At 63.2% G+C, this 15,389-nt stretch carries 15 protein-coding genes; 9 read left to right on the forward strand and 6 right to left on the reverse strand.

Features of this window, described 5'->3' with window-relative positions:
- Positions 1 to 23 precede the first annotated feature (23 nt).
- From EJ079_RS18035 to EJ079_RS18055, 5 genes are all read right to left on the reverse strand, one after another.
- The gene (locus EJ079_RS18035) at positions 24 to 1,055 is read right to left on the reverse strand and encodes an extracellular solute-binding protein (RefSeq protein ID WP_127809680.1); all 1,032 of its coding nucleotides are present in this window, start codon (positions 1,053 to 1,055) and stop codon (positions 24 to 26) included.
- A gap of 104 nt (positions 1,056 to 1,159) precedes the next feature.
- Positions 1,160 to 1,948 carry an ABC transporter permease gene (locus tag EJ079_RS18040; protein ID WP_127271529.1) on the reverse strand — a complete coding sequence of 263 codons (789 nt, stop codon included), beginning with the start codon at positions 1,946 to 1,948 and terminating at the stop codon, positions 1,160 to 1,162.
- Positions 1,945 to 2,844: an ABC transporter permease gene (locus tag EJ079_RS18045; protein WP_127809681.1), complete on the reverse strand. Its 900-nt coding sequence runs from the start codon at positions 2,842 to 2,844 to the stop codon at positions 1,945 to 1,947. The genes EJ079_RS18040 and EJ079_RS18045 overlap by 4 nt, the downstream gene beginning before the upstream one ends.
- Entirely contained in the window at positions 2,841 to 3,935 is a 1,095-nt protein-coding gene (locus tag EJ079_RS18050) for an ABC transporter ATP-binding protein (RefSeq protein ID WP_127809682.1), read from the reverse strand. Before EJ079_RS18050 ends, EJ079_RS18045 begins: the two co-directional genes overlap by 4 nt.
- A gap of 92 nt (positions 3,936 to 4,027) precedes the next feature.
- A complete protein-coding gene (locus EJ079_RS18055) occupies positions 4,028 to 5,158 on the reverse strand; it encodes a branched-chain amino acid ABC transporter substrate-binding protein (RefSeq protein WP_127271535.1) in 1,131 nt (376 codons plus the stop codon).
- Between the two features lie 193 nt (positions 5,159 to 5,351).
- On the opposite strand from EJ079_RS18055, the gene EJ079_RS18060 reads away from it, so the two are divergent.
- The 9 genes from EJ079_RS18060 to EJ079_RS18100 all read left to right on the forward strand — a co-directional run bounded on the left by EJ079_RS18060 (position 5,352) and on the right by EJ079_RS18100 (position 14,158).
- Positions 5,352 to 6,269 carry a branched-chain amino acid ABC transporter permease gene (locus EJ079_RS18060; RefSeq protein ID WP_127809683.1) on the forward strand — a complete coding sequence of 306 codons (918 nt, stop codon included), beginning with the start codon at positions 5,352 to 5,354 and terminating at the stop codon, positions 6,267 to 6,269.
- Between the two features lies 1 nt (position 6,270).
- Complete coding sequence (locus EJ079_RS18065; protein ID WP_023809430.1) at positions 6,271 to 7,446, forward strand: branched-chain amino acid ABC transporter permease; 1,176 nt, start codon at positions 6,271 to 6,273, stop codon at positions 7,444 to 7,446.
- Positions 7,443 to 8,228 carry an ABC transporter ATP-binding protein gene (locus EJ079_RS18070; RefSeq protein WP_236382713.1) on the forward strand — a complete coding sequence of 262 codons (786 nt, stop codon included), beginning with the start codon at positions 7,443 to 7,445 and terminating at the stop codon, positions 8,226 to 8,228. The genes EJ079_RS18065 and EJ079_RS18070 overlap by 4 nt, the downstream gene beginning before the upstream one ends.
- Positions 8,221 to 8,922, forward strand: a complete 702-nt coding sequence (locus EJ079_RS18075) for an ABC transporter ATP-binding protein (protein ID WP_127809684.1) — start codon at positions 8,221 to 8,223, stop codon at positions 8,920 to 8,922. Before EJ079_RS18070 ends, EJ079_RS18075 begins: the two co-directional genes overlap by 8 nt.
- Positions 8,923 to 9,126: 204 nt before the next feature.
- Positions 9,127 to 10,401, forward strand: a complete 1,275-nt coding sequence (locus EJ079_RS18080; RefSeq protein ID WP_127380985.1) for an NAD(P)/FAD-dependent oxidoreductase — start codon at positions 9,127 to 9,129, stop codon at positions 10,399 to 10,401.
- Between the two features lie 41 nt (positions 10,402 to 10,442).
- A complete protein-coding gene (locus EJ079_RS18085; RefSeq protein ID WP_127380986.1) occupies positions 10,443 to 10,859 on the forward strand; it encodes a RidA family protein in 417 nt (138 codons plus the stop codon).
- Between the two features lie 4 nt (positions 10,860 to 10,863).
- Positions 10,864 to 11,538, forward strand: a complete 675-nt coding sequence (locus tag EJ079_RS18090; protein ID WP_127320625.1) for a DUF1028 domain-containing protein — start codon at positions 10,864 to 10,866, stop codon at positions 11,536 to 11,538.
- Positions 11,539 to 11,559: 21 nt separating this feature from the next.
- Positions 11,560 to 13,050, forward strand: a complete 1,491-nt coding sequence (locus tag EJ079_RS18095; protein ID WP_127809685.1) for an aldehyde dehydrogenase — start codon at positions 11,560 to 11,562, stop codon at positions 13,048 to 13,050.
- 151 nt (positions 13,051 to 13,201) lie between these two features.
- The gene (locus tag EJ079_RS18100; RefSeq protein WP_127267113.1) at positions 13,202 to 14,158 is read left to right on the forward strand and encodes a LysR family transcriptional regulator; all 957 of its coding nucleotides are present in this window, start codon (positions 13,202 to 13,204) and stop codon (positions 14,156 to 14,158) included.
- Between the two features lie 6 nt (positions 14,159 to 14,164).
- On the opposite strand, the gene argE is transcribed toward EJ079_RS18100, so the two are convergent.
- Positions 14,165 to 15,325, reverse strand: coding sequence for an acetylornithine deacetylase (argE, locus tag EJ079_RS18105; RefSeq protein WP_127809686.1), 1,161 nt, complete (start codon positions 15,323 to 15,325; stop codon positions 14,165 to 14,167).
- Positions 15,326 to 15,389 lie beyond the last annotated feature (64 nt).

Consider the following 15,389-nt stretch of genomic DNA (forward strand, 5'->3'; position numbering starts at 1 on the left):
GGCGCGCGCCCCGGCTGAGCGGCTCATTGCAGAAGCTGCGTCCAGACCTTGGTGACGAGTTCCTGCGCCGCCGGCGAGCAGGCCTGGCCCATCTTGACGGGAACGGTCGGGAACAGCTCCGGAGCGTTCTCCTTGTTGTAGAGCGCCTTGCTCTCGTCGATCTTCACCGGCGAAGAGTGGCCGTAATAATTGTACTGCGCCGTCGCGTTGTCGATCTGGGTCATGAAATCGATGAACTTCTTGGCGTTCTCGATATTGGCCGCGCCCTTCGGCACGACATAGGAATCCAGCCAGCCGACCAGACCTTCTTTCGGCATCGCGTATTCGACATTGGCCTTGTCGTTGCGGCGAAGCCTCATGGTGTTGCCGTCCCACCAGAAATGGGCGGCAACCTCGCCGCTGCCGATGCGGTTTTCGATGTTGTCGCTGGAATAGGCCGCCACGAATGGCTTCTGCGCCAGCAAGAGGTCGAGCACGCGCTTCATCTCCTGCGGGTCTTCGCTGCAATATTTGATGCCGAGATAGTTTTCCGCTGCCGGAATGACTTCGTCGGGCTGCGCCAGGCTGGCGATCTTGCCGCGCAGCTCCGCCGGTGGCTCGAAGTAGGTCTTCCAGCTGTCGACCGGGCCTTTGTAGAGGTCGCGGTTGACGGTGTAGCCGGCATTGCCGAAGGCGAGCGGGATCGAATGATTGCCTGTCGCATCCCACCACGGTTTCTGCCAGTCCGGCAGGACTTGGCTGTAGGCCGCCATCGAGCTGGCGCCGAAATCCTCAAGCAGCCCGCTGTCGATCATGATCTTCACGAAGTGCTGCGAAGGCGTGACGATGTCGTAGCCCGACGAGCCGGCCTGCAGCTTGGTCAGCAGGTCCTCGTTGGATGAGAAGGCGTCGACCGTGACCTTTATGCCGGTTTCCTTCTCGAATTTCGTGACCATCTCGGGCGAGATGGAATCCGCCCATGCGTAGATGGCCAGGCTGCCCTCGGCGACAGCGGGCACGCTAAAGGCGAGGCTCATGGCACCGGCCATGGCGAGCGCTGCAATTTTGGTCGTCATGTCATTCCCCTGTTTGTTGTTCTCCCAGGGGCGACGATAACAAACCGTCGGGTTCGATAAATTCGATTTGCCCGACGCCTTGATTAGGAAAAACTACGCCGCTGCTACTGCCGTCGCTGAAGCAGGAAGGCCACGGTCGCCAGCACCACCGAAACAATCATGATCAAGGTCGAGATTGCGTTGAGCTGCGGCGACACGCCCTGCTTGATCAGCGAGAAAATGTAGACCGGCAGCGTGGTGGCGCCGCCGGAATTCAACAGGTTGCTGGTGATGAAATCATCCATCGAGATGACGAAGGCGAGCATGGCGCCGGCGAAAACACCCGGCAGGATGAGCGGCAGCGTGACGCGACGAAAGGCGACCCAACCGGTTGCATAGAGATCGCGGGCGGCTTCCTCCAGATCGAAGTCCATTCCCTGCAGGCGGGCGCGTATCGGCAGGAAGGCGAACGGGATGCAGAAGGTGGTGTGGGCGATCATCAGCTTCACCATTCCGTTGGCGAGCCCGATCTCGGAGAAGAGGATCAGGACGGCGACAGCAACGACGATTTCGGGCAGGAGCAGCGGCAGGTTCACCACCGCTTCGGAGATGCGGCGGAACCGGACATCGCGGCCGCGCACCAGCACCAATGCCGCCATCAACGCGACAAGGGTCGAGGCGACTGTGGCGACCGTGGCGACGAGCAGGGAGGTCTTCACCGCTGTCATCAGGTTGGCGTTGGACAAAGCGGTGGCGTACCAGTGCAATGAGAAGCCGCCCCAATTGGAGACGATCCGGTTCGCATTGAAAGAGTAGAACACCACGACGGCGATGGGCAAATAGAGATAGGCGAAGAAGATCGCGCTGAAGAGACCGAAGCCCGGATAGCGCCTGACATCATCGTCCGCGTTCATGCCGCACGCTCCAGGCCTTCGGTGCGCATCGAGCGCAGACCCTGGAAAATCAGGAAGACCATGACCGCGGCCATCAGCACGATGGCGACGGCGGCGCCGAGCGGCCAGTTGCGGGCGCCACCGAACTGCAGCTGGATGAGATTGCCCATCATCATTGTCTTGCCGCCGCCGAGCAGGGTCGGCTCCAGGACCGCGCCGAGGCTTGGAACGAACACCAGGATCGCGCCGGCGATCATGCCGGGCCGGGTGAGGGGCAGGATAACGCGGCGCAATGTGGTGACGCGGTTGCCATAGAGATCATGCGACGCCTCGATGAGCGCAGGGTCGAGTTTCTCGATAGAGGCGAAGATCGGCAGGATCATCAGCGGAATGTAGCTGTAGACGAGACCGAGCAGCATGGCGGTGTTGCCGAACAGCAGCGAGTCCATGTTGTCGACGAGGCCGAGACCGCGAAGGGTCTTTTCGACGACACCATCCTTGCCAAGGATGATGATCCAGGAATAGACGCGCACGATCATCGAAACCCAGAATGGCAGCGTGACGAGATAGATCAGCAGCACTTTGATCGCCGGCCGCTGCAGCGCGATGAAATAGGCGACCGGGAAGCTCAGAAGCAGGCAGATCGATGTTGTCACGGCCGACAGGACCAGCGTTCTGGCAACAACGATGAGATATTGCGGATTGAACTCCATCTCGCCGGTCCAGCCTTCGTTGAACAAAAGCTGCTTGTAGGGCGCTGTGGTGAACACATATTCGAACCCGCCGTAAGGTCCGCGCGTCGAGAACGACACCACGATGATGATACCGATCGGGATGATCAGCGTCAGCAGCATGATGAGATGGGCCGGCAGCAGGCCGAGGACATTCCAGTCAGGACTTTTTGTGCGTGCCTTCATGCGCCGAGGATCCGCACGGATTCGGCGGCAAAGCCGACTTTTACCGATTGCCCGATTTCGAACATCTGGCCGCGGCTGACGCTGTTGCGCTTGGAGATGCGCAGCTTGGTGCCGCCCGCTTCAATCAGATAGTATGTGTAGCCGCCAAGATAATTGGTGCTCATGATCGTGCCATCGACAGCGATCGGGTTGTCCTGGGCGGGCAGGCTAATTTTCTCCGGACGTATTGAGATGAAGGCCTTCTGGCCGGCGACCGCTTTCTTGTGAGAGGCCGTCAAAGTCATGCCGAGCTGCGTTTTCACGGTTGCCTGCTCGCCGTCCACGGCAATCACGTCAGCATCGAGGAAGTTGGTCTCGCCGATGAAATCGGCGACGAAGCGGTTCGACGGCTCCTCGTAGATCGCCGCGGGTGTGCCAAGCTGCTGGATCTCGCCATCGCCGAGAACGCAGATGCGATCCGACATGTCGAGCGCTTCTTCCTGGTCGTGGGTGACGAAGACGAAGGTGATGCCGGTCTTGCGCTGCAGGATGCGCAGCTCGTCGCGCATGGCCTGGCGCAGCTTCAGGTCGAGTGCGGAGAGCGGTTCGTCGAGCAGCAGCACTTCCGGTTCCGGCGCCAGGGCGCGGGCGAGCGCGACGCGCTGGCGCTGGCCGCCCGACAATTGCTGCGGCTTGCGCCCGGCAAAGGCCTCCATATGGACGAGACGAAGCATATCGGCGACGCGCGCATCGCGGCGGCCCTTTGACCAGCCGAGGTTTTCGAGCCCGAAGCCGATGTTCTGTTCGACGCTCATATGCGGAAACAGGGCGTAGCTCTGGAAGACGGTGTTGACCCGCCGCTTATGCGGGGGGAGTCCCTGTATGTCCGAGCCGTGCAGGAAAATCTGCCCCGCCGTCGGCTGCTCGAAACCGGCGATCATGCGCAGCAGGGTGGTCTTGCCGCAGCCGCTCGGGCCGAGCAGCGTGAAGAACTCGTTGTCGTAGATGTCGAAGGAAACAGGCTTCAGCGCCTGATAGGTGCCGAACACCTTGGAGACGCCCTTGATCTCGACGGCCTTTCGAGGTGCGCCGTGGCCAGCCTCGTCATTCATGGTCAGGCGCTCCGGTCAGGACTTTTGCGAGCTCGGCGATGAAGGTGATCGACGCCGCGCCACTGAGAACGGGCGCGGCGTCGGTCAGGTGGTTACATCTTCTCCCATTTGCCGCTGCGGACGACGAACATGTCGATGTCGATGGCCATGTTGGTCTGTCCGTTGGCATCGAACGAGACGTCTCCCAGAATGCCGTCGTGGTGGATGTCACGAATGGCCTTGCTCAGCGCCTCCTTGTCGTCGAGGCCTTTTTCCTTGATGACCTGAAGCAGGATCTGCGTCGCCTCGTAGGCATATTTCGCATAGGAGCCGGCAGGATCGGGATAAGCCTTGGTTTCATAGGCCTTGTTGAATTCCTCGAGCTTGGGGTTCGACTGGACGGCCGGAGTTCCGGCGATGGTGCCCTCGGCGGCAGCTCCCGCGATCTCGATGAATTTCGGGTCGTAGATGCCTGAAATTCCGTACATCGGCAGATTGCCCATGCCGAGGTCGGCCATCTGGCTGCGCACCAGCGCTGCTTCGGTGACGACGCCGCCGAAATAGACCGCGTCGGGCGACGCTGCCTTCGCGGTAGTCAGCATGGCGCGGAAATCGGTCGTGCCGACAGCCGCGGCATCCGAAGAAACGACCTCGCCGCCGGCCGCCTTGAAGAAATCGCCGAACCATTTGGTGTTGGCCGCACCGTAGTCGGTGGTGTCGGAGATGATGGCGATCTTCTTGATCTTGCCTTGCTTGGCGATGGCTTCGGCCAGCGGTTTGTTCTCGTTGACCAGCGTCGGCGTCACGCGGGTCACGTTGGGGAAGTTCTGTTCGGTAATCTTCGGGCTGACCGCGCCCCAGACGATGAACGGCATCTGCGAGCGGTTGAAGACCGGGATCGTCGCCAACGCGACCGAGCTGTTCCAATGCCCCGTTGCCGCGACCACCGCGGGATCGTTGACCAGCTTCTGCGCCGCCGAAACGCCGACGGCCGGATCGGAGGCGTCATCGAGCACGACGCCTTCCACCTGGTGCGGGTAGCCGCTGGCATTGGCCTGCTCGATGGCGAGCAGGAAGCCGTTGCGGGCGCCGAGGCCCTGCTGGGCGTTGCCGCCGGAGAGCGGCCCGATGAAGCCGAGCTTGATCTGGTCGGCCTGCGCCTGGGCGGCGCCCAGGGCAATGGCAAACAGAGAGCCGGCCAGAATTGACGATACGCGGATAAGCGCACTGCGCCTGTTTTGCATGGTTCCACCTCAAACAGAATTATCTGCCGCCGTCGTAGCGACCCGGCCGATCGTGATCGTCGGCTGATCATCAGTGTACGGGCGCGTATTCAGTGACGAAATTCGGAAATTGTGACTCGTGAGTTCGGAGATTCGTTCTGTCCGCCCGGGATGGCGGTTGATACCTGTCGGCTTCAATCGAGAGACGGACCGCATGGCGGAACTGCTTGTCCAGCAACTGGTGAACTGGATAACCCTTGGCTGCATCTATGCCTTGCTGGCGATCGGATTCAGCCTGATCTTCGGTGTCTTGAACGTCATTCATTTCTCGCATGGCGATGTCGCGATGACGGCGCCGTTCATCACGCTGGCGCTTGCCCAGGCGTTGGCGACCGCTCTTGGCGCCTCGGGCCCCGCCTGGCTGGTGCTTGCGGTTCCGGTCGCCGTGCTCGCCGTCGGTTTGATCGGCGTCCTGCTGGACAAGGTGGTCATCAGGCGCTTCCGCGATGCGCCCGCCATAATGGCGCTGGTGGCGACCGTGGCGCTCGGCATCGTCATCCGCGAGCTGATCCGCCATCTCTATCCGCAGGGATCGAACCCGCATGCCTTCCCGCGCCTGGTGTCGGGCATGGCTTTCGAAATCTCCGGCGTTGCCATCAGCTGGTTCGCGCTGCTGGTGGTGGTGCTGACCGTCGCGCTGGTTGCCATGCTGTTTGTCTTCCTGCGCATGACCCCGCTCGGGCTGCGCATCCGGGCGGCCTCGGAGGACCGGGTCGTGGCGCGCATGATGGGCATCCGCGATGCACGCGTCTTCCGTGCGACGTTCTTCATTGCCTCGGCTATCGGCGCCATCGCAGGACTTCTGTTCGCAAGCTATGCCGGCGTGACACGGTTCGACTTCGGCGTCATGGCCGGCCTGCTCGGCTTTTCCGCCGCGGTCATCGGCGGCCTCGGCTCGATGCCGGGCGCCATACTGGGCGGACTGATCATTGCCGGCATCGAAGTGCTGGCGCAGACATTCGTGCCGGACGGCGCTTCCTACCGGCTGGTCTTCGTCTTCCTGCTGGTCATCGCCGTGCTCATCTTCCGCCCCGCCGGCCTGCTTGGGCGCACCGTCATGGAGAAAGTCTAGCATGCAGGGTCGTGCTTCACCCGACGTGCCGGGCATAGCCGCGGCCACGGTCTTCGCCATCGCCTCGCAAATCATCGGGGCAGCGTTCCTGTACCTCATCCTCAGAGTCGACGGCGGCTGGCAGGTGGTCGGCCTGCTGGCCTTGCTCGGCCTCGGTTTCTACCTGCTGGAGAGGCTGCCGTGGATCGCCGACTATGCGTTGGCGAGCTTTGCCCGGGTTCCGCTCGTGGCGATGATCACTGCGGCGGTCATCGTCCTGGCCTTTCCGTTCTTCGTCGGATCCAACACCTATATCCTCCATCTGCTGATCGTCGCCGAGCTTTATGCGGTGCTGGCGCTGGCGCTCAATTTCCAGCTCGGCAGCGCCAACATTCCGAACTTCGCCACCGGCGCTTCCTACGGCATCGGCGCCTACGTGTCGGCGCTGCTGGCGATCAATTTCGGCGTCAGCTTCTGGCTGACGCTGCCGGTCGCGGCGCTGGCGGCGACCCTGTTCGGTTTCATCATCGGCATCCCGTCGATGCGCACGCGCGACACTTATCTGGCGCTTGTCACCATCGCCTTCGGTGTCGTGGTCCAGCAATTGCTGAACAATTTCAGCTGGACCGGCGGACCCAACGGACTGGTCGGCATTCCGGCGCCCAGCCTGTTCGGCCATTCCTTTGCCGATCCGCTGGTGATCTTCGGCTGGAAGCTGCCGAGCCAGGCGAATTTCTATTATCTGTCGGCCGCACTGGTCGTCGTCGCCATCGTCACCGCGCACCGGCTGCACGGCTCGCGCATCGGTCTGGCCTGGAACGCGCTGCGCGCCGACGAGATCGCCGCCAAGGCGCAAGGCATCAATGTGGCGTGGTTCAAAGTGCTGGCCTTCGCCGTCGACGCCTTTCTCGCCGCCTTCGCCGGCACGATCTACGCCTTCTACGTCTCCTACATTTCTCCCGACAATTTCACCTTCCTGGTCTCCGTCACCATCATGACCATGGTCATCGTCGGCGGCATGGACAATATTTTCGGTGTCATCGTCGGTGCGTTCCTGCTGACCATCCTGCCGGAGAAATTGCGCGCGTTCGCCGACTACCGCCTGCTGTTCTTCGGCGTCGTCATCATCGGCTTCCTGATGATCCGGCCGCAAGGTCTGTTCCCGCAACGCATGCGGCGCTACGGAGGCGAGCCGTGAGCGCGCTTCTCAAGGTCGAGAATTTGACGATGCGCTTCGGCGGCCTGGTCGCGCTCAACGATGTCAGCCTGTCGATCGACAAGGGCGCGGTGCTCGCCGTCATCGGCCCGAACGGCGCCGGCAAGTCGACGCTGTTCAATGTCGTGACCGGCGTCTACCGGCCAACCTCCGGTCGCGTGACCTTCGACGGTGCCGAGATCACCGGCCGCCCGTCCTACGAAGTTGTCGACCGCGGCATCGCCCGCACATTCCAGTCGTCGCGTCTGTTCTCCGACCTCAGTGTCCTCGACAACGTCATCATCGGCATGCACACCCGCACCAGGACCGGCGTGCTGACCGCGCTGTTTAGGCCTGGCGCATCGCGCCGCGAGATGGCGGCTTGCGTGGAAAAGGCCGAAACCCTGCTCAAGCTCGGCTCCGGCGACCTGTTCGAACAACGCTACCGGCCAGCGGGTACACTGGCCCAAGCCGACAGGCGGCGCCTGGAAATTGCCCGAGCGCTCGCATCGCAGCCCAAGCTCTTGCTGCTCGACGAACCTTCGGTCGGCATGGACGATACGGAAACCGACGCGCTGGTGGCCGACATCACGCGGCTGCGCGTACAAAACCCTGCTCTGTCGGTGGTCCTGATCGAGCACGACATGCGGGTGGTCGAAGCGTTCCCGCAGCATGTCACCTGCATCGACTATGGCAGCAAGATCGCCGAGGGCGACTTCGCGGCGGTGCGCGCCGACCCGCGCGTCCAGGAAGCCTATCTCGGGAAGGCGGTCGCCCATGCTTGAACTCAGGGATGTCGATACTTCCTATGGCGCGGTGCCGATGCTGCGCGGCGTGGCGATGAGCGTGCGCCCCGGCGAACTGGTCTGCCTGCTGGGGCCGAACGGCGCCGGCAAGACGACAACCTTCATGACCGTCTGCGGCGTCGTGCGGGCGCAGCGCGGCAAGGTCGAGGTGATGGGCAGGGACATGGCGACGCTCGGCACGGAAAACCTGGCGTCGCTCGGCGTCGGGCTCGTTCCCGAAGGGCGCCGGCTGTTCCCCGGCCTGACCGTGATGGAGAATTTGCGTCTGGGCTATGATGCGGTGTCGGGCAGGGGACCCAATTTCAGGGTGCAACTGGACAAGATGTGCAAGCTGTTTCCGCGCATCCATGAGCGTTTGCGCCAAGTCGCCGGCACGCTGTCCGGCGGCGAACAGGCGATGGTGGCGCTGGCGCGCGCGCTGATCGGCGAACCCAGACTGGTGATCATGGACGAGCCGTCGCTCGGTCTCTCGCCAAAACTCATCGGCGAGTATTTCGAGATCACAAGGGAGATCCATCGCCAAGGCACGACCATCCTGTTGATCGAACAGAATGCCGAAATGGGGCTGGGCATCGCCGATCGCGGCTATGTGCTGGTCAAGGGTAGGGTCGCCCAGGAGGGGCCGGCAAAGGAGTTGCTCTCGTCCAAGGCGGCCAGAAGCCTTTATCTCTGAGCCGTCCGTTTCTTCTGACTCAACAGTGATGATCCACGCCCCGCGCTCCACATCTTCGGCCATGCTTCCCGGCATTTAGGGACAAGCTAACCACTGCCACATGAAATCATAATTTTCGCTGCCCGGTGCCTCCAGTAAACCAAACGATCAGATCTCCGCCACATCCGCAGACACTCCCGGGGAGAGCCAGAAAGGGCCGCTGAAATGCCAGTCGAAACGGTAGACACGCTTGTTGTTGGCGGCGGCCAGGCGGGGCTGGCCATGAGCGAGCATCTGAGCAAGTGCGGGGTGCCGCATCTCGTGCTCGAGCGGAGCCGCATCGCCGAACGCTGGCGTACCGAAAGATGGGACTCGCTGGTTGCCAATGGTCCCGCCTGGCATGATCGTTTTCCCGGCATGGAATTTCCGGACGCCGGTCCCGACGCCTTTGTCGGCAAGGAGAAGGTCGCCGACTATTTTGTCGCTTACGCCGGCATGATCGCTGCCCCCATCCGCTGCGGCGTGGAGGTCAGGAGCGTGGAAAGGCTTGTCGGCCGTCCCGGCTTCCGGGTCGAAACCTCGGATGGCGTGATCGAGGCCAGGAGCGTGGTTGCCGCTACCGGGGCTTTCCAGCATCCGGTCATTCCGGCGGTTGTCCCCGGGGATGCCGGAGCGATGCAGATCCATTCCAGCGCCTATCGCAATCCGGGCCAGTTGCCCGAAGGTGCGGTGCTGGTGGTCGGCTCCGGGTCCTCGGGGGTGCAGATCGCCGACGAACTCCAGCGCGCGGGACGGCGCGTCTACCTCTCGGTCGGGCCGCATGATCGGCCGCCGCGGGCGTATCGCGAGCGTGACTTCTGCTGGTGGCTGGGGGTTTTGGGCAAATGGGACGCCCAAGCGCCGGCGCCTGGCACCGAACACGTCACCATCGCGGTGAGCGGCGCGCGGGGCGGCCAGACGATCGACTTCCGGCGTCTTGCCGCGCAAGGGATGACGCTGGTTGGCCGGACGGAATCCTACAAGGAAGGGGTCATGACCTTCGCTCCGGATCTGGCTAAAAATATCGCGCGCGGCGATGCGAACTACATGTCGGTGCTGGACGAGGCCGACGCCTATGTCGCTCGCAACGGCCTCGACCTTCCCGAGGAGCCCGCGGCCCGCGAGATCGGACCGGACCCGCAATGCATGACTGATCCCATTCTCGAGCTGAACCTGGCGGAAGCCGGGATAGGTTCGATCATCTGGGCAACGGGATTCACCGTCGATTACAACTGGCTGAAGGTCGATGTGTTTGACGAAAAGGGCAAGCCGAAGCACCAGCGCGGCGTGTCGACCGAGCCGGGAATCTATTTCCTGGGACTGCCGTGGCAATCGCGGCGGGGGTCGAGCTTCATCTGGGGCGTCTGGCACGACGCCCAGCATGTGGCGGACCATATCTCCACGCAGCGCAAGTACCTGGCCTACCATGCGTCCGCAAAGCGCGAGACCAAAGTGGCATAGAAACGGACGTCCCGACCTCGAGCCGACTGACGGAGACCAAGATGGCCCATACAAGAATTCGCAAGTTCAACACCAAGGACACCTATCCCGAGCAGAAGCTCGACAATGATCTGTGCCAGGCGGTCGTTACGCGGGGCGGCAGGACCGTCTACCTGCGCGGCCAATGCCCGCAGGACCTCGACACGGCCAAGAATATCGAAAGCCATGATCCGGTCGAACAGACGCACAAGGTCATGCAGAACATCCGCCAGCTGATCGAGGAGTGCGGCGGCACCATCGAGCATTTGGTCAAGGTGGTGGTCTACATTACCGATGTCCGCCATCGCGAGGCGGTCTACCGCACCATGGGCGAGTATATCAAAGGCGTGCATCCCGTCTCGACCGGCCTTGTCGTGCAGGCCCTGGCGCGGCCGGACTGGCTGGTCGAGATCGACGGCACCGCAGTTATCCCGGATTAAAGTCATGACATTCTCCATCGTCGCGCGGTGCAGCCGCACCGGCATGTTCGGGGTCGCGGTGTCCTCCTCGTCGCCTGCTGTGGCGGCGCGCTGCGCCTATGCGCAGGCGGGCGCCGGCGCCATTGCCAGCCAGAACGTCACCGATCCCACGCTGGGACTGCGCGGTCTCGAATTGCTGGCGCGCGGCGCGTCGGCGGCAGAGGCGATAGCCATATTGAAGCGCACCGGCGCCTATCCCGAATACCGGCAGGTGCTGGCTGTCGATGCCGCCGGGACGACCGCTATCCACTCAGGGCCCAAGGCGCTTGGCATCTGGGCGGAGGCGCGTGCGGACAATGTCGCCTGCGGCGGCAACATGCTGGCCCATGACGGCGTTCCGCAAGCCATGGTCGAGGCGTTCCTGGCGTCGGAAGGGCATCTCGGCGACCGCCTCATCGCGACCATGCGCGCCGCGCTGAAAGCGGGCGGCGAGGCCGGCCCGGTCCATTCGGCTGGCATGAAGCTGGTGCGCGAGGTGGCGTGGCCAGTCGCCGATCTGCGCTGCGACTGGACCGACGACTGCCCGATCGAGCAATTGGCGACGCTGTGGGAACTCTACAAACCGCAGCTCGATGCCTATGTGACCCGCGCGATAAACCCATCCGATGCGCCGAGCTACGGCGTGCCGGGCGACGAATAGTCAAGACAGGGGTCACCTGCGATGAGCGAACTCAGTCACAAGGACTGGATCGGCAAGGCGTCCGCGATCCGTTTTCGCGACAAGGCGTTCATCGACGGCAAGACGGTCGCAGCGCGTTCGGGCCGGACTTTTGCCAGCGTCAATCCGGCAACAGGCGAGGTGCTGGCCGAAGTGGCGTCCTGCGGTGAGGAAGACATCGATCTGGCGGTTGCCGCAGCGCGGCGCAGTTTCAACGCCGGCGTCTGGTCGCGGACCAGCCCGGCGCACCGTAAGGAGGTGCTGCTGCGGCTGGCGCAATTGCTGCGCGAAAACCTGCATGACCTGGCTCTGCTGGAATCGCTCGACATGGGCAAACTGGTCAGGGATGCGGCCGCGGTCGACGTTCCCGGCTCGGCAGCGATCTTCCAATGGTATGGCGAGGCCATCGACAAGATCTATGGCGAAGTGGCGCCGACCGGCGAAGGCGATCTGGTGCTGGTGCGGCGCGAACCGCTTGGCGTGGTCGGCGCGGTGGTACCGTGGAATTTCCCGCTCGACATGGCGACCTGGAAATGCGCGCCGGCACTGGCGGCAGGCAATTCGGTGGTGCTGAAACCCGCCGAGCAGTCGCCCTTGTCGGCCCTGCTTCTGGCGGAACTGGCAATGGAAGCGGGCCTGCCTGCAGGCGTGCTCAATGTCGTGCCCGGCCTTGGCGAAACCGCCGGCCAGGCGCTTGGCCGTCACATGGATGTGGACTGCCTTGCCTTCACCGGTTCGACCGCCGTCGGTAAGCTGTTCCTGCAATATTCCGGTCAGTCGAACATGAAGCAGGTCTGGTTGGAAACCGGCGGCAAGAGCCCGAACCTCATCTTTGCCGATTGCGGCGATCTCGGCGCGGCAGCCGATATGGCGGCCTTCGGCATCTTCTTCAACCAGGGCGAGGTCTGTTCGGCCAATTCACGCGTGCTCGTCCAGCGCGGCATCAAGGATGCCCTGGTGGAGAAACTGGTGCAGCGTGCGGCGGCCACGCAGCCCGGCGATCCGCTCGATCCGGCTTCGAAAATGGGCGCGATGGTCGATGCCCGCCACGCGGCCAATGTCATGCGGTTCGTCGAGGCCGGCAAGAAAACCGCGCGCCTGGTCGCGGGCGGCGACCTGGTCACGGTCAATGGGCGCGGCAGCTTTGTCCAGCCGACCATCTTCGACGATGTCGCACCTGCCGATCCGATTGCTCGCGACGAGATCTTCGGGCCGGTGCTTTCGGTCATCGCCTTCGACGACGAGGCCGACGCGATCCGCATCGCCAATGACAGCCCTTATGGGCTGGCCGCATCGCTCTGGACCGACAGCCTGTCGCGCGCGCATCGTATCGCCGGCCGGCTGCATGCCGGCACGGTTTCCGTCAACACGGTCGACGCGCTGAGCCCGATGACGCCGTTCGGCGGTTTCAAGCAATCCGGCTTCGGCCGCGACCTGTCGCTGCATGCGCTCGACAAATACACCGCGCTCAAAACGACATGGATCAAATACTGATGGGCGCCTAAAGCGCATCGCGATTGAACGGATTCAAGCGATGCGCTTTAGGCTTTTGCTCTATGCATGTCATTTGCGCAAAACCGGGGCCACTTTTGCGCGACATGCATTAGGCTTGATCGAAGCCCTCAAACCAGCAACATAGCCAGCCATGCCGCTACGCTTCACGCTCAGACAGCTGGAATATTTCGTCGCCGTGGGCGAAGCCGGCTCCATCGCCAAGGCGGCCGAACAGGTCAATGTGTCGCCGCCGTCGATTTCGGCCTCCATCGCACAACTGGAAACCGAGTTCGGCGTCCAGCTTTTTGTCCGCAAGCATTCGCACGGCCTGTCGCTGACAGCCGGCGGCCGCATCTTCCTCAAGGAAGCCGCAAGGCTGCTCAACGATGCCGACGCCTTGCATGACGTCGCCGGCGATTTTGCCGAAAAGGTGCGCGGCCCGCTGGCGGTGGGATGTCTGCTGACGTTCGCGCAGATCGTGCTGCCGGCGCTGCGCATGCGGTTCGAGCGTGCCTATCCCGATGTGCGGGTGCGCCAGTTCGAGCGCAATCAGGGGCAATTGCTCGAGATGCTGCAGCGCGGTGAAATCGACCTTGCCTTGACCTACGATCTCGAACTGTCGCAGGACATGACCTTCGAGCCGCTGATGCTGGTGCCGGCGTACGTCATGCTGCCGGCGGGGCATCGCTTCGCGGCAAAGGCGTCGATCACGACGGAGGAGCTGGCCGACGAGCCGATGGTGCTGCTCGACCTGCCGTTCAGCCGCGAATATTTTCTGTCGGCATTCCACCAGCGGGGAATCCGCCCCAACATTGCCGAGCGTACCGGCGACATCGCCGTCATGCGTTCCATGGTGGCCAACGGCTTCGGCTACGGCATCGCCAATATGCGGCCGCTCAACACGCTGGCGCCGGACGGCAAGCCGCTGGTCTTCGTGCCGCTGGACGGCGATCTGCGGCCGCTGACCATGGGCGTCGCCTTGCCCAGTTCCGAACACCGCACGCAAACCGTCCAGGCGTTCATCGACCACTGCCGGCATTTCGTCGTCGAGCAAGGCGTGTTCGGCGCCGAGCGGGCTGTCGGCCAGGCAGCACTTCCACAGAAGTAGCCCCGGTTAAGCCAACTGCTGGTCGGCAAGCCGCTGCAGCAATTTTTCCAGCATGCCATCGCAACGGCGCATCTGCTCGACGCTGACGAACTCATCCGGCTTGTGTCCCTGCGCCATCGATCCCGGTCCGCACACGACCGTCGGCGTGCCGAGATCGCGGCTGAACAGGCCGCCCTCCGTGCCGTAGGCAACCTTGATGGTGTTGTTGGCGCCGGTCAGCGATTTGATGAAAGCGACGGCTTGCGAACTGGCCGGCGTGTCCAGGCCGGGATAGGTGTTGGTGATGTCGATGTCGATTGCCGCCTCAGGCGCGATAGCCGAGGCTTCGGTGGAAATGCGCGCGGCCTCCACGCGCAGGCGCTCGAGAATCTCATGCGGGTCGTCGGCCGCGACATTGCGGATCTCGAAGTCGACCTGGCAGAGGTTCGGCACGATGTTCAGCGCCACGCCGGCGTTGATCTTGCCGACATGGACGGTTGTGTAGGCAATGTCGTAGTCGCCGTCGCGGGCGCCATCGCGCACCAGCCGGTCCTGCTCGCGGCGCAAGGCGGCGACGAAGTCGCAGCCGAGATGGATGGCGTTGAGCGCCAACGGGGCTAGCGCCGAATGGCCCTCGCGTCCCTTGCAAAGCGCGCGTGCGGCAAGCTTGCCCTTGTGGCCCGTCGCCACCTGCATGTCGGTGGGCTCGCCCACGATGCACAGCAAGGGCCGCTGCGGGGCCGCTTGCAGCATGTCGATCAGACTGCGCACACCAATGCAGCCGATCTCCTCGTCGTAGGAGAGTGCCAAATGCAACGGCGTCTTCAGCGTCATTTTCGCGGCCTTGAGGCACGTGGCGAGCGCGCAGGCGACGAAGCCCTTCATGTCGGCCGCGCCGCGTCCGTAAAGCTTGCCGTCGCGGTTGGTCATCTCGAAGGGCGGCAGCGTCCAGGCCTGGCCGTCGACCGGAACGACGTCGGTGTGGCCGGACAGCATGATGCCGGAAGCATCAGTCGGTCCGATGGTGGCAAACAAATTGGCTTTATGGCCGTCCTCGCTGCGGATGATCTGGCAAGCAATGCCATGCGCCTCCAGCAGCTCCGCCACATAACCGATGAGGACGAGGTTCGAGTCGCGGCTCACCGTCGGGAAGGCGATCAGCTTTTCTAGGATCTGGATGCTGTCCATGCGTTTATGTCTCGTTGGCCGTGGGCGCTATCTAACATCGCGCAGCGGCGGCCTTGAAGTCGCA

The organism is Mesorhizobium sp. M7A.F.Ce.TU.012.03.2.1 (genome assembly GCF_004006095.1).
Classification (GTDB): Bacteria; Pseudomonadota; Alphaproteobacteria; order Rhizobiales; family Rhizobiaceae; genus Mesorhizobium.